Raw genomic sequence first — 20133 nt, forward strand, 5'->3', positions numbered from 1 at the left:
ACACAGCATATGGTAGACGTTAGATTTCGATTTGGCTGCTTAGACGAATTATGGCATGGGCGACTTTCGCTTCATACGTCTCATTGCTTTCGAACTCGCTCCAGAGCTCTTTGTTATCGTCGTTCGAAACATCGTGGATCATGAGCATTTTCAAAAGCTTCTCCATATTGGCTTGATTGCGGATCAAATGAGGCTCCATCCGCTTAACTACCATCCATAATTTTTGCGAATTGACCATCGTCGTCGTTCCCATCTGCATCCGCTACCTCCACACCAATTATAACTATATATAACTAGTTATAATTAATTATAACGAATTACTCAAGTAAAAATGTTGTCTTCCGACTGTTGTGGCAAGCGGAAGCCCTGTCACAGGGCTTCTGTACAGCTTTGGATTTCATTTTGTACGTATAAGAAATGCCCTCCAATTGGAGGGCATTGATTGTATGGTTCAGTATGTTGCTTATGTTTCTACTATCAGAGAAAAAAGATAATTACCAAGGCTCCGGCCAGCCATATTGTATAATCAGATTAGACTGCTTGGCTGGTTGTTCTACTAAAACTGGCATTGTAATGAAGGCGGTTAACATACACAAAGACAATATCCATTTCTTCATGACCTATACCTCCTGTTTGGATCTATGATTACTTCCATTATACACGTTTACCAATTTATGGAGTATACCAAAAGGAAGATTTTTTTTCTGTGACACATAGAATTCAAAAAGAACACTCAGACTCTTATCCGCCTGTTTTATCTCATTGATTGCGCGATAGTAATTCACGCTCTCCACAAGACTATCGATTCCTAAGTCTGCTTCGTTTTTTTGAATGTAAAAGATGCCCTTCGTTCGGAAATACTGTCCCATTTGATTGTATTGATTCGGAGTAGTTAAATTTTCTGGCAAGATCGATGCTTCTGCCAAAAATAGTTCACGGATTTTCTCGTCTTCTCCTACCTGGATATAAATCTCCAGCAAATCATTCGCGATCACAATTTTGTCATCCTGTGCTTGTTGCGCCAGACACTCTTGTAATACCGGAATGGCTTTATCAAATTTCCCGGTCTTTCCGTATAGTTTCCCCCGAATATGTCTGGCATGTTTATGCACCTCGGGATAATCGAACATTTCGTATCTCTCCAGATAAAAATGTCCCAATGTATAGTCTTCCAGTTCAAAATAGGAAATGATGATCGCAAGGATCGCTGCTGCTTTTTGCTCACTCTGACTATGATCGATCTCAAGTCCTTGTTTACACAGATGAATACAATCTGAATAGAATCCAAGACGCAATGCATGGAAGGAAAATTTATAGTAGGCCAAAATCCGCTCATTGATATGCAGATAGGATGTATAGTGTAATAGCTCCTTGCCTTCTACATAGGTTTGATCTAGCTGACTTAGATTTTCACGTCGAATCATGTATCGTTGGAAAAGCGATCTTGCCAGATACAAAGGAATTCCATTCTCACGCGAGTAGTCACAGATCACGTCATAAAGAGCCAAGCGCAGTTCTTCATTCGCTTCCGTTCCAGCGGTTTGATACAGATAGTCTAAAGAAAGAAATGTATTGCTTTTGGGGCAATTTAACAATTGCAAAGCGACTTTGTTGGTAAGTACCACATTCTTCTCTTGCATCACTGCCTCTAATAGAGTCCGAAGTGTCGCTTCGCGCTTAATTTTATGTAAATAGGGTACGATCGCTGTATACAGTGGAATATCTAATTCTTTTGCCAGTTTCATAACATGCTGCATGTTTGGTAAAGTAAAGGCATCGGATTCTATCTTACTAATGGTTCCAGAAGCTACACCTGTTCTTTCTGATAACTCAGTCAGTGTTAAGTTTGCTCTATTTCGATATACTCGTAATATGCCCCCAAAGGTCTTTCCCTCTGAAATCACAGCAAATACACCCTCCTGATGATTCCTTTTTATGGATATGATAGCACAATAAACCACGATTGATATAATCGATTTGAATCATTTTTTAAATAGATTACACTTTTTACTGATTCAGTGTTACTACCATTATGCAGACAGCTTTTCTTGGCATTCAAGGGATTGCTTAATCATATCAGGATTTTTGTGTCTATTGGATTTAAAAGTGAAGAAGCGGGAACGGGTAATTGCTTTAATAGTTCTATCAGTAGACTCCCAGGTTCACTTGCAAAAATAAACAAAAGCTACGTAGGAAGAAGTGAATTTCCAGTCCAAGCGCCTCTGGAGCCCGCCCCAGCTCCGGAATAAATGGCGGGGAATTTCAGCTTCACCTATGGATTACCTCATCGAAATATCTACGTTTGAAGCGCTCCCGCCATTTATTTCGGAGCGGACAGTCTTAGCCCCCTAGCAGGGCGTAGGCCGAAGCGTAGACTGGAAATTCGCTTCTTCCCCACACTGCAGCTTCTTTTATAAAAAGAAAGCTGTCGCCCAGCCCATGCTTACGAAAAGCATAACCCGACAACAGCTTCATCTATCCTTCCATTACTCCATCGTCAAAACAACCCGACCGTTGATTTGACCTTTTTCCAAACGCTCTAATACATCGTTGATCTGATCAAGCGGCTGCGTCTCGATGATCGCCCGAACCTTGCCGCGTGCTGCAAAATCAAGTGCTTCTTGCATATCCTTGCGTGTCCCCACGATGGAGCCTTTCACCGTCACACCATTCAACACCGTGTCAAAAATCGGAATCGGCAACTCTGCATTCGGTAAGCCAACAACGACGAGAGAGCCGCCGCGTCGAACGGATTTGTAGGCTTGTTCAAACGCCTTCTTGGTAACTGCCACGCTGATCGCACCGTGGACACCGCCCACCTGCTCTTGAATGGCTTGTACCGGATCAACCTCACTGCCGTTTACTGTCACATCTGCCCCTAGTTCTTTGGCCAAGTCCAGTTTTTCGTTGTGAATATCGACCGCTACGACATTGTACCCCATCGCCTTGGCATATTGGAGGGCCACATGACCCAAGCCGCCGATGCCGTAGATCGCCACCCATTCACCCGGCTTCACGTTTGCTACCTTCAATGCTTTGTACGTGGTTACCCCAGCGCACAGGATTGGCGCTGCTTCTACATCGCCCAGCTCGTCAGGAATGCGTGCCACGTAAGCAGCAGGCGCTACGCAATATTCGGCATAAGCACCGTCGGCGGAATAGCCCCCGTTTAACTGCTGCAAGCACAGTGTCTCCCACCCTGTCAGGCAGTAGTCGCATTCGCCGCAAGCGGAGAAGAGCCACGGAATGCCTACCCGATCACCAATTTTCAACGAGGTAACGCCTTCCCCGAGCTTTTCGACAACACCTACGCCCTCATGTCCAGGAATCAAAGGCAGCTTTGGCTTCACAGGCCAATCCCCATGTGCCGCATGCAGGTCCGTATGGCAGACACCACACGTCTTGATTTTTACCAGAACCTCACCGTGTCCGACCTCTGGAATGGCGACTTCCTTTACTTCCAGCTTTTGATGGAACTCGTTGACTACTGCTGCTTTCATCTTGACCTTCCTCCTCTTTTTTCCCCTTCAGGCATGTGCGCAAAGGGCAGGTGTTCTTCCCGCCTCCTACTACTTGCAAGCAGTATGCCAAAATGAAAGCGCTTCAAAAATAAGTCATTACGCGGATTCTTTTCTTTCAAGCAGCCGATATTGCGGCACATGAGCCGAAAAAACGGCCCACCTGCCAACCTTTTGGCCGAAAAAGGGTATTCCCCCCTGCCTGCTGTATTACTACGTAGTGGAAAAAGGAGGCGAACGCATGCAAATATCCAAGTTCATGACACCGGAAATTATTTTTGGGAATCACTCTCTCGGACAGGTAGGGGAAAGCTTGCGCCGATTAGGAGCTTCTCGGGTCTTTCTTGTCAGTGATCCTGGTGTCGCAAACGCAGGCTGGGTCGAGCGGATCATCTCTTACTTGCAGCAGCAAAAGCTCGATTACCATCTATGGACAAACGTGACAGCCAATCCGAAAGATTACGAGATTCATGCCGGGATTGCTGAATATCGCGCCAAGGAGTGCAATGCCATTCTCGGTGTTGGCGGAGGCAGTGCCATCGATGCAGCCAAGGCAATTGCACTGTTGGCTACCAACGAGGGCAGCATCGTCCAATATGAAGGCGTCGATAATATCCAGCATCCTCTTCCTCCCATGGTAATGGTACCGACGACAGCCGGCTCCGGTTCGGAGGTTTCGCAATTTTCCATTATTGTGGATAGTGCACGCAAAGTGAAAATGACGATTATCTCCAAATCGCTCATACCCGATATCGCTATCATCGACCCGCAAACCTTGATGACCAAGGACAAGCTGCTCACTGCCAATACAGGCATAGATGTGCTGACACATGCTATTGAATCGTATATTTCGCTTGCCGCAACGCCGCTGACCGAAGTGCATTCGCTGCAAGCCATGCGTCTCATCGCTCAGCATTTGCGCCCATCTGTCGCCAGTCAATACAATACAGAGGCCAAGCAAGCGATGGCCATGGCGAGTCTTCAAGCCGGAATCGCTTTTTCCAACGCCATACTCGGTGCTGTGCATGCCATGTCCCATCAGCTCGGGGGATTCCTCGACGCTCCGCATGGCGAGGTAAATGCCATCCTGCTCCCCCATGTGTTGGAGTACAACTACATCGCGGCCCCGGAAAAATACAGGCAAATCGCAGAATGTCTCGGTGAAAACACGGTGGGCTTGAGCACACATGCCGCCTCTCGACTCACATTAAAAGCCGTCAAGGAGCTGGTAAGCGATCTGGAGGTGCCCCAATCCTTGTCGGCCATCGGGCTACATCCAGAGCAAATCGACCTGCTCAGTTCTCTCGCTGTACGGGACGTGTGCATGACGACCAATCCCCGCGACATGACCGTCCACGATGTCGCGACGCTGTTTCGCCAAGCCTTGTAGGAGGTCCGTCATGCATACCAAACAAGAGATTTTAGAAAAATTGACCGGGATTCAATCCTCGCGAAAAAGCTATTACAGCGAGCTCGTCTATCTGATCGAGGAGATGAAAAAGAAAAACAAGCAGCTCGCCGTCATTAACCAGCTGACACAAATCCAGATCAACGCCACCTGGCAACAAACGACGAGTTATATCGCCGCACAGCTCTCGCAAATTCTCATATTCGAGCACTTTGCCCTGACCATCGTGAAGGGAGGCATGCTTTCCTCCTATCTCGCCACGTGGAATGACGGGGATTGGCAATGCCATACGCTGACACAGACCGTTGCAGTGGAAGCCCCTGTGCTCACCGGGCAGGTTCATCTTACCCTTGCCGAAGTGCTGCCGGAGCATCATGCCACCTCTGTTCCACTGCGCAGCCAGTTGAATCAGACCTTTGGTTTTCTGACACTCTTACGCCAAACAAAGCAGCCAGTCGATCGGGACGAACCCGAATTAATCCAGCTCGTCGCCAGCCATGTCGGTGTCGCCGTAGAAAACAGCCTGCTTTTTCAAGACGTGAATGAAAAGATCAAAATCGAAGCCCAACTGATTCAATCCGCAAAAATGGCGGCGATTGGCGAGATGGCTGCTGGCATTGCCCATGAGCTGAACAGTCCGCTCACAGCCATCCTCGGAAACTCTCAATTACTCATGCGCGAGATGACAGATGCAGATGCACCAGAGGCTCCTTTGATGAAAGACATCTATCAATGCGGGGTGCGCTGCAAAAAGATCATTCAAAACCTGCTCACCTTCTCGCGGCAGGAAGAGTACTTGTTTTCCACTACCTCTATTGACGAGGTCGTAGAGGATGTACTGGGGCTGATTGGCTACCAGCTGTCTGTTTCCGGATTGACCATAACCCGGGAAATGTCTGTGCCACCCCTGCTGTTTCATGGGAGTCGTCATCAGATCGAGCAAATTGTGATCAATCTCCTGTTAAATGCACGGGACGCTGTGGCAGACAGGGAATCTCCACACATCGCCATTCGTTCCTTCCTCACACAAGAGAACAACAGCTCTTACGTTGGCTTATCCGTTTACGATAACGGCACAGGGATTTGTGCAGAACAGCTTTCGCAGATTTTTCAGCCCTTCTTCTCGACGAAGGAACGGACAAAAGGGACTGGTCTCGGGCTTTCCGTCAGTCTTGGAATTGCAGAAGCACACGGCGGGAAGCTGTTTGCCGAAAGCGTAGAGGGAGAGTACAGCAAGTTTACGATGCTTTTGCCACTGTTAGCTGACGAGGAGGACAACGATGGAGAAAAAACGGATTTTGATCGTCGATGATGAAACAGAAGTGACTACCTTTTTCACCTATCTCCTCAAGAAAAAAGACTGCGATATCGTCGTCGCCAATTCTGGCAAGGACGTGGAACGGCTGCTTCATTCGGATTCTACCGGATTTCACGCTGCACTCGTGGATCTGAAGCTGCCAGATGCCGACGGCTTGACGCTACTCAAACAGATCAAGGCCGTATTTCCCGCCTGCGAAGTCTTGATTATGACGGGCTTCAGTACGATTAAATCGGCTGTGACAGCGATGCAATGGGGCGCGCGCGATTACTTGGAGAAGCCGTTCGACGATCTGAACAGTCTGGAGCAGGTCATCGACGCGGTGCTCTCCTCTTCCAGCAAACACAGCGATCACCTATCCCAAGAAGCCGCCCAATATGGTATCGTGTATTCATCTGACAGTCCGATGGCCAATGTGACGGCAATTGCCAAAAAATTAGCAAAAAAGGCGATCCACGTGCTTATAGAAGGCGAAACGGGTACAGGCAAGGAGCTGATGGCCCGTTTTCTCCACGGAGCAAGCAATCGCGCCCAACAGCCTTTTGTCGCTTTTAACTGCGGGGCCGTGCCGGAATCCTTGCTGGAAAGTGAGCTGTTCGGCTATGAAAAGGGCGCTTTTACCGGAGCGCTCAAATCCCGCAAAGGCTTGTTCGAGCAGGCTCATAACGGAACACTGTTTCTTGACGAGATCGGGGAGGCTCCCCCTTCCATCCAAGTAAAGCTCTTGCGGACATTAGAGACGGGAGAGTTCATGCGCGTCGGTGGCGAGCAGATCGGTCAGAGCAATATTCGCTTTATTTCTGCTACCAATCGCGATTTGGAGCATGAAGTCGAAATGAATCGTTTCCGAAGTGACCTGTTGTATCGTCTGGAAGGGATCAAGCTGTCGATTCCACCTCTTCGCGAACGGATTCAGGATATCCCGACAATCGCGCACTACTACTTGCAAAAGCGCAGTGGAGGGCCATGTGAAATCGACCAGGATGCCATTGAGCTCTTGCAGCGCTACGATTGGCCCGGCAATGTCCGCCAACTGATCAACGTACTGAATCAAACCATCGCGTTGCACGAATGCGAACGACTGCGTGCCGAGCATTTGCCAGCGAATTTGCGGAGCCGTACGGTACAAGCGCATCCACCCACTGTCGCCAAACGGATCGAGCAGGTCATCGATCATGAATGCGAGCGCTTTGTCGATACGATCAGTCGCCTTGTCACCTCTGTAGACGGGATCGACTTCGACTATTTGATCAAGCGGGTTAAACAGCTCGAAGGCGAGATCGGGCGAACGATTATCGAAAAGGGCTTGACCGAAACGAATGGAAACAGGCAGCTTTTGAGCAAAAAATTAAACATCACCAAACGGACGATTCGCTACATTTTGAACGAAAAAGCATAACGTCTGCATTGGCGCATCTAGGAGGCATTCACGTCGTGGTTCCCGAAAAACCTTTCTCGACCCTGAAAAAAATCCCTGCTGACTTCTCTCTATCTGCCGTTATTGTTGGACTCATCGCCACGATGGTTTCCTATGCGGGACCATTGCTAATCGTCTTTCAAGCAGCCAAGGGTGCAGGACTCAGTGATGCTGTCCTCGCTTCTTGGATTTGGGCCATCTCGATTGGGAGCGGCTTGACGTGCATTGTGCTAAGCATCTGGTTTCGCACCCCGGTCATCACGGCTTGGTCGACGCCGGGGGCAGTCCTTTTGGTCACCAGTTTGACCGTATACTCCTTCCCCGACGCGATTGGCGCATATATTTTTTCAGCCGTAGTCATTACGCTTGTCGGCGTTTCCGGTTTGTTTTCCGTCTTGATGAAATACGTCCCGCAGTCGATTACGACCGCCATGCTCGCGGGGATTCTCCTGTCTTTTGGCGTAGAAGTCTTTGTTTCCATGCAGCACCTGCCTGCCTTGGCTCTGCCGATGATCTTTTGCTATTTATTCGCAAAACGCTGGTCTCCGCGGTATGCTGTCGTGCTTACACTTTTGGTCGGCTTGGGTGTCGCCTTTCTTTTGGGGCGTTTGCAAATGGACAATGTTCAGATGTCCCTTGTCCAGCCTGTCTTTACGATGCCGACGTTTTCTCTCGATGCGATCATCGGCTTGGGAATTCCATTGTGCATCGTTGCGCTCGCCTCTCAGAACGCCCCAGGAATTAGCGTTTTAAAAGCAGACGGGTACGATACACCTGCTGGACCGCTCGTAACGACTACTGGCATCGCGTCGCTGTTGCTCGCTCCTTTTGGTTCACCGGGAATCAATCTGGCAGCGATTACGGCGGCCATTTGCACAGGAAAAGAAGCTCATCCGGATCATACCAAGCGCTACATTGCCGGGATTGCCTGCGGAGGTTTTTACTTAATCTTCGGGATGTTTGGGGCTACGATGGCTTCGGTATTCGCTGCCTTGCCCAAAGAATTGATCGCCGTCATTGCGGGCTTGGCGCTATTTGCCTCACTCAGTTCCAGCCTCGCACAGGCGATGGCAGAAGCGAAGGAACGGGAATGCGCCTTGGTTACGTTTCTCGTCACGATTTCCGGCATCTCCATTGGCGGAATCGGCGCTGCCTTCTGGGGCTTGATTGCAGGGGTGATCACCCATCTGATTTTGAATGGCAACGTGAAAAGCTGGTTGGGGAAAAAGAATAATAAGCAGCCGTTGGCATAGCTGCCTGAACGTGAGGATAGAGTCCCGTGAGAAGATGGTTGGGTATCATCACTCTTTCAGCTTTCCTTTTAACGATCGGCTCTGCTTGCACGACGAAGGAGTCTACACACTCCTCAATGGCGGGAGATACGATCAAGCTGTACCGCATCGTAGGTTTCAACCTGATAAAGATAAAGAGATCGCTCTGATTGCGGACCATAAGTAGACTGAAATTCCAGAAGGCGAGTATCTTCTGTTTCTCAACGGTGGTTATGATGAAGAAGTTGGTCACGTGAGATGGTTTCCAAATACCCCCAACCAGTTATTTAAGGCGACAGGTGGGGACAGCGACACCGCGTATAAGAACGTGTTTGTGTCAGACAAGATTCCCTCTATTACGGAAGAGGATGTACTGGATGCAATTTAAGAAACGGCTCCTCGAATGAATCTGAGGAGCCGTTTGGTATGTTCCCTGAAACTAGCGGTAAAACCCTTGTTCCTCGGCGTAATTTCCCCAATGCGGGCGACTGCCGTCTCGATCCGTGAAGGGGTACTCGTCCGACAAGCCCCATGTACTGAGCGTTTTCCCTGTTTTTTCTGCGACAGCCGGGTCCGATGCCAGCGCAACCACCGCTCGACCGATATACGCGGGTGTTTCCGACATGAGGAAGTGCTTATCTTGCTTCGTTGCCTCTCTCCACGTCTCTTCTGTCACGCCAAAATGATCGAGCATCGCTTCTGAGCGCAGGAAGCCTGGTGTTAAAGCCAACGCGGTAACCCCGTGTGGGCGCAGGTCCTCTGCCATCGACACCGCTAAATGAATTGTCGAGATTTTTGCCAAGCTGTAGTACAGATTGCCGCGGTACCGATAGTCGATTCCGTCGGTTATTTCGACGATCAACCCTTTTTTCTGCGCCACCATGAGTGGAACCGCATAGTGACTGGTGATCATATGGGTACGAATGGCGCGCTCTTGCATCAATAGGCCGTCTGCCAATGGCTGCTCCCAAAACGGCGTCCCCCAGTGAGTCAACGGATCTCCACCCCAGATGTCATTGACCAAAAGATCGAGTTGACCATTTTGCTCCGCTTTTACACGCTCAAAGAACGTTTTTACCTCATCTTCCTGCGTATGGTCGACTCGAACAGCGATCCCGTTTCCGCCGCTTGCCGTCACGAGTTCTGCTGTCTCTTCAATCGTCTCCTGTCGTGCCATATCAGAGTGTTGACCACGCACCGTGCGTCCCGTCACATATACCGTCGCCCCTGCTTCTCCCAGACTGACCGCAATCCCCCGTCCTGCTCCTCTTGTGCCGCCTGCTACCACCGCAACTTTGCCTTGTAATGGTTTCATTCGTCATGCCTCCTCATCGATTCATGCATCAAGAATAACGAAGTAAATATGACAACCGCTGTCATATTCGTTACGATACAATCAAAGTAATGTTGTTCTTACTCTAGGAGGGAATTTTATGCGGGCAGATCGACTCCTTACGATCCTGTTACTCTTGCAAAACCACGGTCGCATGACATCCAAGCAATTAGCAGAAAGGCTGGAGGTGTCCGAGCGAACTGTTCACCGTGATATGGAAGCTTTGAGTGCGTCAGGTGTTCCCGTCTATGCGCTTCGCGGTGCAGATGGGGGCTGGGCTTTGGCAGAAGGGTATCGCAGTAATTTGACCGGAATGAAAATAGATGAGCTGCAATCACTGCTTGTAGCGTCCCCCGCTGCCTTGTTGAATGATCTCGGGCTGCATGAAAACTATGAAGCTGCATTTCTCAAGCTGCTGTCCGCACTGCCAAAACCTGTTCAGCAGGATGCCATCCACGTGCGCCAGCTCCTGCATATCGATGGGGCTGGCTGGCACGAATCGACGGAGACGTTTCCTTTCTTGTCAGTGGTTCAAGATGCCGTATGGCTTTCCCGCAAGCTGTTCATTCGTTACATGCGCGAGGATGTGGCCGTAGAGCGAATTGTCTGCCCGCTCGGACTCGTCGCCAAGCGCAGCATTTGGTATTTGGTCGCGCAAGTGGACGAGGACATGCGGACGTACCGGATTTCACGACTGTTGGATGCACATCTGTTAGATGATGGCTTCATCCGCCCAAGTGAGTTCGACCTCGCTTCCTATTGGGAACAATCTACCTTGGACTTCAAGTCCAGCCTCCCGCGTTATCCTGCGCGGTTACTCGTCAAAAAAGGGACGTTGCCTGCCGTAAAACAGGAGCGTTATATAAAAATAGCTTCCACCCAAGCCTCAACAGACGACTGGATGGAAGCAGAGGTTGAATTTCACACACTTGCGTCAGCATGCTCGCTAGTGCTCAGCTTCGGCCCGCACATTCAAGTGCTGGAGCCACAAGAGCTGAAACATGAGGTCATAGCGCAGGCGCATGCTATACTTGGCCAGTACGAGGACCAGAATTAGCAAGGACTTTTGTTTCTCGTCCGTACATGAGCAGTACGATTGCTCCCACGATCAGCACCGCGGTAAATACACTAAAAATGAACGTGTAGCTGTAATGATGTGACGAGTAGTAACCGACGAGATACGGCGCGATAATACTGCCGATTCTTCCGACACCGGATGCCATACCAGAACCCGTAGCGCGCAGCGGTGTCGGATAATTTTCCGGCGTGTATGCGTACAAAGCACCCCAAGCCCCCAGATTAAAGAAGGACAAGAAGGCTCCTGTCACCAACAGCTCCATGGTGCCACTGCTTTGTCCAAAAGCGAAGGCCATCACTCCGGTCATGAACAAGAAGGTCGCCAGCGTCCATTTCCGTCCCCATTTTTCCACGAAGTAGGCTGCCGCGAAATAGCCTGGCAGTTGGGCCAACGTCATGATCAATACGTACTGGAAGCTTTTGATCATCGTAAAGCCTTTGTCAACCAAAACAGATGGCATCCATAAAAACATGCCGTAGTACGAGAAAGCAATCGCAAACCAGACGACCCACAGCGTAATCGTCTCTGTGCGATGGGACGTTAACAGCTTTCCAACCGGAATCTTTTCCTCCTGCTTTTGAAACTGCGGAGATTCAGGAATGCTCCTCCGCGCGAACCAGGCGTACACGACGGGCAACGCCCCGATCATGACAGCCACGCGCCAGCCGTAGTCCGGAATGATGAAATACGATATGACGGCTGCCGCGATCCAACCGACCGCCCAAAAGCTCTCCAGCAGCACAACCGTACTTCCTCGCTTCTCCGGTGGCGCAAATTCGTTTACCAGCGTCGAGGCTACCGGCAGCTCGGCACCCAAACCGAGTCCCATCAGGAAGCGGAACAGCAGCATGGTCGCAAAACCAGTTGCGAAAGCGCTCGCAAAGCTCGCCAAGCCAAACAAGATCAAAGTCAGCAAAAACACTGGTTTGCGGCCAATCCGGTCAGCCAAATAACCACCTGCAATCGCCCCAATCGCCATGCCGACGAGATTGCCCGTCCCGAGCAACCCGGCCTCTTCCCCCGTCAAACCCCATTCTTGTCGTAATGCCACCATAATAAAAGATAAAAGTGCAACATCCATGGCATCGAACATCCAGCCAAAACCGGCTGCCCAAAAAATTTTTTTGTAAGGCTTTGACATTCTCGTTCCCTGCTTTCCTTTCTTTTGCGCATGGTATTCACGCCTAGTTATCATTTCGCTTTTCCGTCCAATATCCTGCTCGCGGAAAAAAGTTCGACTATTGTGATAGTAGGCTTTCCCAAGAAGCTCTATTCTAACCAAACCACGCTGAAAAGGCAGTCCAAAGGATTCTTGTTCTTATTGAGGAAGCCGCTGAATGAATCTGTTCATGAGCAAAGAAAGAGAGATCAAGATGGGAGGGTCGTCCGGATGAGGCACATGAAGAGTAACTTGCTGATGAGGGACGATCGTAGTTGGTGTGACAATGATCGGTTTCTTGGAACGTGTGCGCAAGGTCTCGTAAGGCAAGAGAAAATCCATCGCCTGCATGCCCCAGGCAACAGACGTCGCCATCAAGTAATATGTGCCTGGCCTGACATTGGTAAAACAAAAATTGCCTAGCGAGGGCAGCAATGTTCCGTATAAAGGAAGACCTTCCGGAATCGGCTTGGCAAACAATCCAATCAAAATGACGCCTTGAAAAGGCTCTGTGGACTCGATTGTCCCTGCAATGGTCATCGGTCGCTCGGGGGCCGGATGTAACCGAGTCCACTCTGTCAACTGCTGCAAGGAACGGAGGCGGTCTTCCGCTAACTGGGCCGTTTCCCGAAATTCGCTAGGCGAAACTCCGACACGCTCCGTAAAACGGGTAGAGAACGTACCTAGACTCTGCTGGCCAATTTCCAGACCAATGTCGCGGACACTCATGTTCGTGCGCAGCAGTAAATCTTTTGCCCGTTGGAGTCGCATGGTCGATACGTAATAAAGAGGTGGGAGACCGATTCTTTCTTTAAAAATCCGCGCAAAATGATACTGACTATACGCAACATGATTCGCCAACCGGGAAAGTGGCAACGGCTCGTCTAAATGCCGATGTATATAAGCGATCACTTCGTCAATTTCAGTATACCTGTCCATCAATCGAACTGCTCCCTCCCTCTTCTGCACAGCAAAATACAGAACATTTGTTCTGAAATAAAATTTACCATATTTTTCTGAACGATGGAAGAAGTAAATTGCAGGAGTTACGCTTTCGTTTTCTGCAAACGGATTTCGTTTAGAAACGCTTGCATCGTGTTCGTTACAAAGGAATCTTTTCGACGAATAAAAACGGTTGTCACCTCATGATAAGGCTCCGGGATGCGATGAATATGAACCGTTCCGCTCTTGACCAAGTGATGTACGGCCGACTTCGGCAAAATGGTGATGCCGATCCCCGCTGCTACGCCCCCGATAATGGTCTCAAACGTACCGAACTCCATCACTTTTTTGGGAATCAAGCCCTCAACCTTCATCCAGGTCTCTAACCGTTCTCGATACCCGCACCCCTTTTTGTAGAGCAAAAGAGCTTTTCCTGTGATATCACTGGCAGTGAAGGAACTGTTTTTCGTTACTAACACCAGCTCCTCTTGAAACACTTGCTCCTGCTCGATCAAAGGATGGTTGATCGGCCCACTCACGAACGCTCCATCCAACGCGAGATCCAATACCTTCTGCAGCAATTGCTCTGTTACGCCTGCCTTCAAGGAAATATCCACATGCGGATACTGGCTGCAATACGAGGATAGCAACCTCGGAAGGGCATTGATTGTCTCGACCATCCCCACCTCCAGCACTCCAGACGGCTCGGAAGCTCGATGGAAGTACTTTTGCATTTCTTCGAATTTGGCAATGATCTCCCGCGAATATTCGAGCAGGCGCTTCCCTTCTGTATTTAAGGTCATGCCTCGCTTGTTGCGATAAAACAAAGGTGTCCCCAGCTCTTTTTCGAGCAGCTTGATCCGTGCTGTCACATTCGACTGAACGTAGCTCAGCTCAGCTGCGGTCTTGCTCACGCTGCCCAATGTGGCGACCATCTGGAATATTTTCAAATCATTGATCTCCACGTTTCTCTCCCTCTTTTCATCTATCACTGAAAATGATACATAAAGTTATTATCAATCATTATACTAACATATTTCCATCCAGTATGATGTGGTAAGTCAACATCTAAGAGGAAGTTCAAAAAAAGGGAGAAATCGCATAATGAACAAGCAACTACTTTTGGGGTCTATTTTCTGCATGGTCGCCAGTATGTCATGGGGGGCGATGTTTCCGGTTGCGCACATCGCACTGCAAGAGATCGATCCATTTTACTTCTCATTTCTTCGCTATTTTTTCGTAACAGTCATTTTGTGCGGTTTGCTCTGGGCAAAAGAAGGCTTGTCTGCTTTTCGTTTTGAGGGCCGCGGGAAGTCTCTGCTGTTTTTTGGAACAATGGCGTTTACCGTCTACAATATGGGAGTATTTCTCGGGCAGGATTTGATGGGAGAGCCGGGCACGATTGCCGCATCCATTATGGAAGTGCTCATGCCGATGATCTCGATTGTACTTTTGTCCATTACCACTAGAAAGCTGCCGCCGTACTATACCTTGGCGACGATTCTGGTTGCTTTGGTCGGCGCTGTCCTTGTAATTACCAATGGCAATCTTACCTTCTTTACTACAGCAAGTGAGCATTTGATCCCGTTGTTCTTCATTTTCATCGGCGTTGTGGGTTGGGTTGTCTACTCGATCGGCGGCGGGCGTTTTAACACGTGGTCTACACTTCGCTACTCCACGTTGACGTGTCTCTTGGGAACAGGAGTGAATTTCGTGATTGTCACGACTTCCTCACTCTTTCAATGGCTTCCGGTTCCTACCGTCGAAACGGTGATGTCTATCAAATACGAAATGGCATTCATGGTTCTTTTACCCGGCTTTGTAGCTCTTTTAAGCTGGAATGCAGGCATCAAGCTGCTCACTCCGCTCAACGGCATTTTGTTTATCAACCTGGTTCCGATCACGACCTTTGCTATGATGGCGTTTCAAGGTTATGAGATCAGCCGTTACGAATTGTGCGGCACCTTGCTCGTGATCCTGGCCCTGATCGGGAACAACCACTTCCAAAGAAAGCAACTGCCATACCGTTCAATCGCCAAGCAACAGCCAAGTGGAAGAAAAGTTCCGTCCATGTAGTCTAAAAAAGTAAGGATAGAAATTCAGGAAGCCCTGAATCTCTATCCTTTTTTATATCGATAGTCGCCGCTCCCCTTGCGTGACAAGCATACAATTTTAACAGAAGTGATCCGAATATTGTCCGACTAGTACCTTCGTCGTTTCAATCCAGAGCTTCCGTTGCAAAATCGTCGGACCCAGCCTTCTTTCCATAAACCGCAGCATAGGCTCGTTGTCATGCTCGACAAAACACATGCCAAAGGGAAACGTCGGCTGCGCTTGTTCAATGGTTTTCATCAAAAGCGTAATTCCTCTTGCCTGCTTCTGATACTTCTCCTGGACAAACATCGTTTTGTACAAAAGCAGATTACCGGCCATTCGCTGTACGATCACCCAGCCAATGACTTTCCCTTGATAGCGCAAGCCTGTACTGTATTCGGGATCGAATTTTCCTTCTTCAAAAAACGGAGACAACAGTGACGGGTACCATTGGCCTCCCCCTTGCTCAATTTCCAGTCGCTCTGCTGGCTTCAGGTCTTTCCAGGGAAAAAGGGTAAAACCTTCGGGGAGAGCCAGCCTCTGCACCCACTGGCATTCACCCAACCGCATCGAGCCGAGTGTGTACAAATAGGTTTTCACCTTCGGCAACTGCCAGTCTTCCCTGATCGCAATTTTGGAGAGCCATGGAAAATCTTGCGCTTTGATGAAGCCTGCAAACTGTCCATCGCTGATGCCTTGTTCTCTCATTTTTTGCTCAGCGTGCCACAGCAACTTCATGCCTATTCCCCGCCGTTGATGCCCCTCTGCTACCACAAGCTCGATGATCTTGGCCTGTCCTTCGTTTACAGCGGATCGCCCCAACACGATGCCCGCAGGCTGATTGTTGTTAGAAGCCCCAAATCCCCAAACAGATGAGCCGTTGATCTGGTCCAGCCACTCCATGTGCTTGGGGTGCACCAACGATTTATACGCCCGTGCAGTGCTAGCAGTCAGTTCCTCTAGTTGCAATGTTCGTACCTCCTCGATGGACTTTGGCTTTCTCATTGCTTGGGTTTTACTGGTGCTGTTGCTGTACCTTGTATAATGTTCCCGGCCTTATCCCTTATAAAGCCTGGTTCAAAGGAAACCTTGCTCTGTTCCGTGATGAGGGACCCGAACGTGTTGTAGAACGTATCATTGAACGTTACGCGAATAGTGCTTCCTGACACCTGGAATTTGGCATACCCCGTCACTTCTCTCTTGTCGTCAAAATTCCCTGAAGGTGAGAATAACAACCGCAAATTGGGATTTGGGTCATTGCGAAGTGGCTCTGACGCCGACAATGTATAGTTTCCTCCCTCTTCAGTAACGTCTGGGGACAATTGTGGGTTTGTAGCATCAAACCCGACACCGATCTCTTCTGTATCCAGCAAATCTTGGCCGCGATACAGCTTGAACACTGCATAAGAGTTGTCATCTTCTGTAACCGCTGGTTTGGCCTTAAACGTCACTCCATAGTCTCCATGGGTCATTTCCAGTAAAGACTCGTCGACTTCGACGGTGATGTACTCCTTTTCGTTGATTACAAAACGATCCAACTGCTTGTCATAGTTGTACGAGAGAGGCTGGTTTTTTACAGATACCTCCAGATATTCGCTCAATGCCCTTTTGTCCATTGCCGGCTCCCATTTGTCGCCAATCGTAACTTGACGGTTCTGGGTCGGAGCAATTGGCAGCTCGATCTTTGCATCTGGCAAACGATCTACACGTGGATTGTTGAACAACATTTGTGCTTTTTCTACATACGACATCCAGTGTGTTTTTTCTGGACCTTCACGCAGAAGCTCGACCTTGGAATAGGCTGCATCGATCATTTCCTGCGTGACCTTGGGCCTTAGTTCGATCATATCATTCGTTGTAAAAAGTCCCTCAACTGCTCGCTTCACTTCCTCCGGGAGATTATTCCCTAGATCAAATAGCTCCTGTGCTTTTTGGATGTCTGCCAACAGCAATACCTTTGCCTCCGAACCATCCTTTAGCTTATCAACTTTTTCCTTCGCTGCATCGATTGTGCTTTGTGTCACTTCCGGTTTTAGCGCAGTATGGTTTTCATCGGTGAACAGGTCGCGAACGGCTTTTTTGGCTTCAACTAGCAGCAAGTCGTCATATTGGTCCTGTGCCTTCTCGATATCGGCAAGCAGACCAGGCTTTTCCTGCACGCTATTATCCAGACCTTCGACCAGCTTCTTGGCATCATCGATCTGTTTCTGGGTCGTTCCTTCCCGCAGCTCCTCTTTCTTCCCATCCGTAAACAGCTCTTCGACAGCTCTCTTCGCTTTTAGCAGAGCCGGGATCGGTGGAGGATCGCTTGGGGATGGAATCACAATGACGGGGTCTCTGAAATGGATGGAAAAACTGTCACTTGTGACATCTTTCTGTGCGCGCTTGATGTTTCGCTTGTCGATCGTGAAGCTGACCTCTTTCACAGTGTCCGCGACTGTATGCTTTCTGGCTTGTCCCGTAAACCAAATCGTGAGCTCGTCGTCGCTCTCTTGTTTGACCTCAATATCCAGTCCGTCAGGCAGATTATGTATTTCGATATCATCGGCAGAAAGTTCACCAAGGAACTTGCCATTAGACAGCTTGAGCGTTTGTTTTGCCGTGATGCTGCCATCATTTGCTCCTGCCTCTTCTATCACCGTCTCGCTGACGGAAAGCGCGGGCAAATCAGGCAACTCGGCTCCATCTACGGCGATCTCAAAGACGGCTTCTGCATCGTCCATTTTTGCCGTAATTTCTACCAATCCTTCGTTTTTGGCTGTTACCTTGCCCTCGATGTTGACGAAGGCAATTCGTCTATTGCTAGAGCTCCACAGCAGCTCCCGTCCAGTAACGATGCGATCATTTTCATCGAATGCAACGGCGATTAGCATCAACGATTTATCTGTATGATCTTTGGTAGATAGCTGGGCATCCTCTGCGACCGTTACCAGCTCGATCCGCTCTGCTTTTGTCCCTCTTTCGGCAATGACGAATGGTTCAAATTCCTCTTCTTCACCGTCATACTGCAAGCGCAGGGAAACCGTCTGTTCTTTTTTCGCGGCACGAATCGGTGAAAAACTGAGCAATACAAGCTGCTCTTTCTCTAGCCAAATAAAGTTTTTGATTTTGATCCGTGTAGGATTTCGATCATCTATGGCGGCCGTCAAACGGAAATTCTTTGCAGCAGGTGCCTTGTCTGGAGCATTCTCCAATCGATAGGCAATAAATCCATTCGTCGCTGTGTGCCCCTCTGACTCTAGCAAGGACTCCTTTGACTGGTTATCTTCTTCTACTGCTTCCTCTGAAACCTCTCGGACTTCCTCATCCATTTGCTCTTGTGTTACTGATGCGCTGGCTGTCCCGATTGTCTGGATTTCTTTAATCGGATAGGAAACCGCTGCATAGGCATTGCCGACAAAAGAAAGCAAAAAACCCGTGGATACAACCGCTGTTAGGATTGTTTTAGCTTTTGGCTGCTGTTTGCCCATATGTAAATACCCCCTCTTTTTCTTTTGTATGACAAAATCATGCAAACTAATGCTATCAGAGGAGGAAATGAAAAAAACCTAACAAAAGTTAGGTTTTTTGACGTTCTTTTTTAGACGAGTAACAGATCGACAAAAGATGCTTGATCCAGCTTTCCGAAAAACTCCTGAAGATTGATGTCGGCGAGTCGCTCACTGATGGACGAGCGATCGTACGGCGTATCTCGCAACACCGCTTCAAGCTCCGCTACATCACGTACACCGAAGAAATCTCCGTATATCTTTACTTCTTTCATTTTGCCTTTTTCAATATCAAGCTGGATCTCCACGGTGCCGATATCGAAACGTTTCGATTGACGGTAATTGCTTTTCGGTGACTTGCCGTAGTTCCACTCCCAAGTCTGGTAACGGGAACGGGAAAGCTCGTGAATGTTCTCCCAATCCTTTTCACTCAGCTTGTATTCTTCGATCTCCCCTTCTCCAAAAATCGAACGGAGAATCGCCAGACGGAACTCTTCAATAGTCATCTTCGTCTCCAAAAACTCCGAGATGTTGGCGACACGGCTGCGAATCGATTTGATCCCTTTGGACTGGATCTTCTCTGCGTTTACCTTCAGCGCAGATACGACATTTTCCATCTCCGAATCAAAAAGGAGCGTGCCGTGGCTGAACATGCGTCCTTTGGTCGAATACTGCGCGTTGCCAGAAATTTTCCGTTCCCCGACCTGTATGTCATTTCGTCCTGTCAGCTCTGCTTCTACCCCTAATGTTTTCAAGGCTTGTACCACAGGCGCCGTGAATTTGCGGAAATTGTGGAAGGACTCACCGTCATCATTCGTAATAAAGCTGAAGTTGAGATTGCCCAGATCGTGATAAACAGCGCCGCCTCCAGACAGTCTCCGAACGACATGAATATGATTTTCCTCTACATAAGTTGCATTAATCTCCTCAATAGTGTTTTGGTTTTTTCCGATAATAATAGAAGGTTCATTGATATAAAACAGCAAGTAGTCGTCACTATTGGGCAAATGCTTCAGGGCGTACTCCTCAATCGCCAAATTGATGCGGGGATCTGTAATCCCTTGATTATCGATGAATTTCATGAGATAGCCTCCATCCGTAAACGTT

18 protein-coding genes are annotated in these 20133 nt (G+C 48.9%); 7 read left to right on the forward strand and 11 right to left on the reverse strand.

What is annotated here, in order from left to right; all coding sequences use genetic code 11:
* Nucleotides 1-19: 19 nt before the first annotated feature.
* The 4 genes from HP567_RS25920 to adhP all read right to left on the reverse strand — a co-directional run bounded on the left by HP567_RS25920 (nucleotide 20) and on the right by adhP (nucleotide 3500).
* Nucleotides 20-259 carry an HD domain-containing protein gene (locus HP567_RS25920; RefSeq protein ID WP_173610165.1) on the reverse strand — a complete coding sequence of 80 codons (240 nt, stop codon included), beginning with the start codon at nucleotides 257-259 and terminating at the stop codon, nucleotides 20-22.
* Between the two features lie 235 nt (nucleotides 260-494).
* Nucleotides 495-617: a hypothetical protein gene (locus HP567_RS29880; protein WP_016742160.1), complete on the reverse strand. Its 123-nt coding sequence runs from the start codon at nucleotides 615-617 to the stop codon at nucleotides 495-497.
* A gap of 3 nt (nucleotides 618-620) precedes the next feature.
* Entirely contained in the window at nucleotides 621-1904 is a 1284-nt protein-coding gene (locus HP567_RS25925) for a helix-turn-helix domain-containing protein (protein ID WP_173610164.1), read from the reverse strand.
* A 582-nt stretch (nucleotides 1905-2486) separates the two neighbouring features.
* A complete protein-coding gene (adhP, locus tag HP567_RS25930; RefSeq protein WP_173610163.1) occupies nucleotides 2487-3500 on the reverse strand; it encodes an alcohol dehydrogenase AdhP in 1014 nt (337 codons plus the stop codon).
* A gap of 259 nt (nucleotides 3501-3759) precedes the next feature.
* On the opposite strand from adhP, the gene HP567_RS25935 reads away from it, so the two are divergent.
* The 5 genes from HP567_RS25935 to HP567_RS29885 all read left to right on the forward strand — a co-directional run bounded on the left by HP567_RS25935 (nucleotide 3760) and on the right by HP567_RS29885 (nucleotide 9320).
* Nucleotides 3760-4908: an iron-containing alcohol dehydrogenase gene (locus HP567_RS25935; protein ID WP_173610162.1), complete on the forward strand. Its 1149-nt coding sequence runs from the start codon at nucleotides 3760-3762 to the stop codon at nucleotides 4906-4908.
* Nucleotides 4909-4918: 10 nt separating this feature from the next.
* Nucleotides 4919-6238 (forward strand): ATP-binding protein, encoded by a 1320-nt coding sequence (locus HP567_RS25940; protein ID WP_173610161.1) that lies wholly within the window; start codon nucleotides 4919-4921, stop codon nucleotides 6236-6238.
* Nucleotides 6207-7643 (forward strand): sigma-54-dependent transcriptional regulator, encoded by a 1437-nt coding sequence (locus HP567_RS25945; protein WP_173610160.1) that lies wholly within the window; start codon nucleotides 6207-6209, stop codon nucleotides 7641-7643. Before HP567_RS25940 ends, HP567_RS25945 begins: the two co-directional genes overlap by 32 nt.
* Before the next feature lie 35 nt (nucleotides 7644-7678).
* Nucleotides 7679-8914 carry a benzoate/H(+) symporter BenE family transporter gene (locus HP567_RS25950; protein ID WP_173610159.1) on the forward strand — a complete coding sequence of 412 codons (1236 nt, stop codon included), beginning with the start codon at nucleotides 7679-7681 and terminating at the stop codon, nucleotides 8912-8914.
* Between the two features lie 271 nt (nucleotides 8915-9185).
* The gene (locus HP567_RS29885) at nucleotides 9186-9320 is read left to right on the forward strand and encodes a hypothetical protein (protein ID WP_255675942.1); all 135 of its coding nucleotides are present in this window, start codon (nucleotides 9186-9188) and stop codon (nucleotides 9318-9320) included.
* A gap of 51 nt (nucleotides 9321-9371) precedes the next feature.
* Here the strand turns inward: HP567_RS29885 and HP567_RS25955 are convergent, their stop codons facing one another.
* Complete coding sequence (locus tag HP567_RS25955; protein WP_173610158.1) at nucleotides 9372-10247, reverse strand: SDR family oxidoreductase; 876 nt, start codon at nucleotides 10245-10247, stop codon at nucleotides 9372-9374.
* A 118-nt stretch (nucleotides 10248-10365) separates the two neighbouring features.
* On the opposite strand from HP567_RS25955, the gene HP567_RS25960 reads away from it, so the two are divergent.
* Nucleotides 10366-11322 (forward strand): helix-turn-helix transcriptional regulator, encoded by a 957-nt coding sequence (locus tag HP567_RS25960; protein WP_173610157.1) that lies wholly within the window; start codon nucleotides 10366-10368, stop codon nucleotides 11320-11322.
* Here the strand turns inward: HP567_RS25960 and HP567_RS25965 are convergent.
* From HP567_RS25965 to HP567_RS25975, 3 genes are all read right to left on the reverse strand, one after another.
* Nucleotides 11291-12484, reverse strand: coding sequence for an MFS transporter (locus HP567_RS25965; protein ID WP_173610156.1), 1194 nt, complete (start codon nucleotides 12482-12484; stop codon nucleotides 11291-11293). The two genes, HP567_RS25960 and HP567_RS25965, sit on opposite strands and share 32 nt — an antisense overlap.
* A 177-nt stretch (nucleotides 12485-12661) precedes the next feature.
* A complete protein-coding gene (locus HP567_RS25970) occupies nucleotides 12662-13441 on the reverse strand; it encodes a helix-turn-helix domain-containing protein (RefSeq protein WP_173610155.1) in 780 nt (259 codons plus the stop codon).
* A gap of 107 nt (nucleotides 13442-13548) precedes the next feature.
* A complete protein-coding gene (locus HP567_RS25975) occupies nucleotides 13549-14409 on the reverse strand; it encodes a LysR family transcriptional regulator (RefSeq protein WP_173610154.1) in 861 nt (286 codons plus the stop codon).
* Between the two features lie 139 nt (nucleotides 14410-14548).
* On the opposite strand from HP567_RS25975, the gene HP567_RS25980 reads away from it, so the two are divergent.
* A complete protein-coding gene (locus HP567_RS25980; RefSeq protein ID WP_173610153.1) occupies nucleotides 14549-15520 on the forward strand; it encodes a DMT family transporter in 972 nt (323 codons plus the stop codon).
* Between the two features lie 96 nt (nucleotides 15521-15616).
* Here the strand turns inward: HP567_RS25980 and HP567_RS25985 are convergent, their stop codons facing one another.
* The 3 genes from HP567_RS25985 to HP567_RS25995 form a co-directional block, all read right to left on the reverse strand.
* The gene (locus tag HP567_RS25985; RefSeq protein ID WP_173610152.1) at nucleotides 15617-16507 is read right to left on the reverse strand and encodes a GNAT family N-acetyltransferase; all 891 of its coding nucleotides are present in this window, start codon (nucleotides 16505-16507) and stop codon (nucleotides 15617-15619) included.
* A 32-nt stretch (nucleotides 16508-16539) separates the two neighbouring features.
* Nucleotides 16540-19008, reverse strand: a complete 2469-nt coding sequence (locus HP567_RS25990) for a toxin Cry1Ac domain D-VI-related protein (protein WP_173610151.1) — start codon at nucleotides 19006-19008, stop codon at nucleotides 16540-16542.
* A 110-nt stretch (nucleotides 19009-19118) separates the two neighbouring features.
* Nucleotides 19119-20108 (reverse strand): lipoate--protein ligase, encoded by a 990-nt coding sequence (locus HP567_RS25995; RefSeq protein ID WP_173610150.1) that lies wholly within the window; start codon nucleotides 20106-20108, stop codon nucleotides 19119-19121.
* Nucleotides 20109-20133 lie beyond the last annotated feature (25 nt).

Origin of the sequence: Brevibacillus sp. M2.1A, from assembly GCF_013284355.2 — a bacterium.
Lineage (GTDB): Bacteria > Bacillota > Bacilli > Brevibacillales > Brevibacillaceae > Brevibacillus.

What these genes read in the sequence shown, in the direction of transcription:
- HP567_RS25920 (WP_173610165.1), bottom strand. Translation starts at nt 259, where the DNA reads ATGCAGATGGGAACGACGACGATGGTCAATTCGCAAAAATTATGGATG.
- HP567_RS25945 (WP_173610160.1), top strand. Translation starts at nt 6,207, where the DNA reads ATGGAGAAAAAACGGATTTTGATCGTCGATGATGAAACAGAAGTGACT.
- HP567_RS25965 (WP_173610156.1), bottom strand. Translation starts at nt 12,484, where the DNA reads ATGTCAAAGCCTTACAAAAAAATTTTTTGGGCAGCCGGTTTTGGCTGG.
- HP567_RS25955 (WP_173610158.1), bottom strand. Translation starts at nt 10,247, where the DNA reads ATGAAACCATTACAAGGCAAAGTTGCGGTGGTAGCAGGCGGCACAAGA.
- HP567_RS25940 (WP_173610161.1), top strand. Translation starts at nt 4,919, where the DNA reads ATGCATACCAAACAAGAGATTTTAGAAAAATTGACCGGGATTCAATCC.
- HP567_RS29880 (WP_016742160.1), bottom strand. Translation starts at nt 617, where the DNA reads ATGAAGAAATGGATATTGTCTTTGTGTATGTTAACCGCCTTCATTACA.
- HP567_RS25980 (WP_173610153.1), top strand. Translation starts at nt 14,549, where the DNA reads ATGAACAAGCAACTACTTTTGGGGTCTATTTTCTGCATGGTCGCCAGT.
- HP567_RS25995 (WP_173610150.1), bottom strand. Translation starts at nt 20,108, where the DNA reads ATGAAATTCATCGATAATCAAGGGATTACAGATCCCCGCATCAATTTG.
- HP567_RS25970 (WP_173610155.1), bottom strand. Translation starts at nt 13,441, where the DNA reads ATGGACAGGTATACTGAAATTGACGAAGTGATCGCTTATATACATCGG.
- adhP (WP_173610163.1), bottom strand. Translation starts at nt 3,500, where the DNA reads ATGAAAGCAGCAGTAGTCAACGAGTTCCATCAAAAGCTGGAAGTAAAG.
- HP567_RS25935 (WP_173610162.1), top strand. Translation starts at nt 3,760, where the DNA reads ATGCAAATATCCAAGTTCATGACACCGGAAATTATTTTTGGGAATCAC.
- HP567_RS25990 (WP_173610151.1), bottom strand. Translation starts at nt 19,008, where the DNA reads ATGGGCAAACAGCAGCCAAAAGCTAAAACAATCCTAACAGCGGTTGTA.
- HP567_RS25960 (WP_173610157.1), top strand. Translation starts at nt 10,366, where the DNA reads ATGCGGGCAGATCGACTCCTTACGATCCTGTTACTCTTGCAAAACCAC.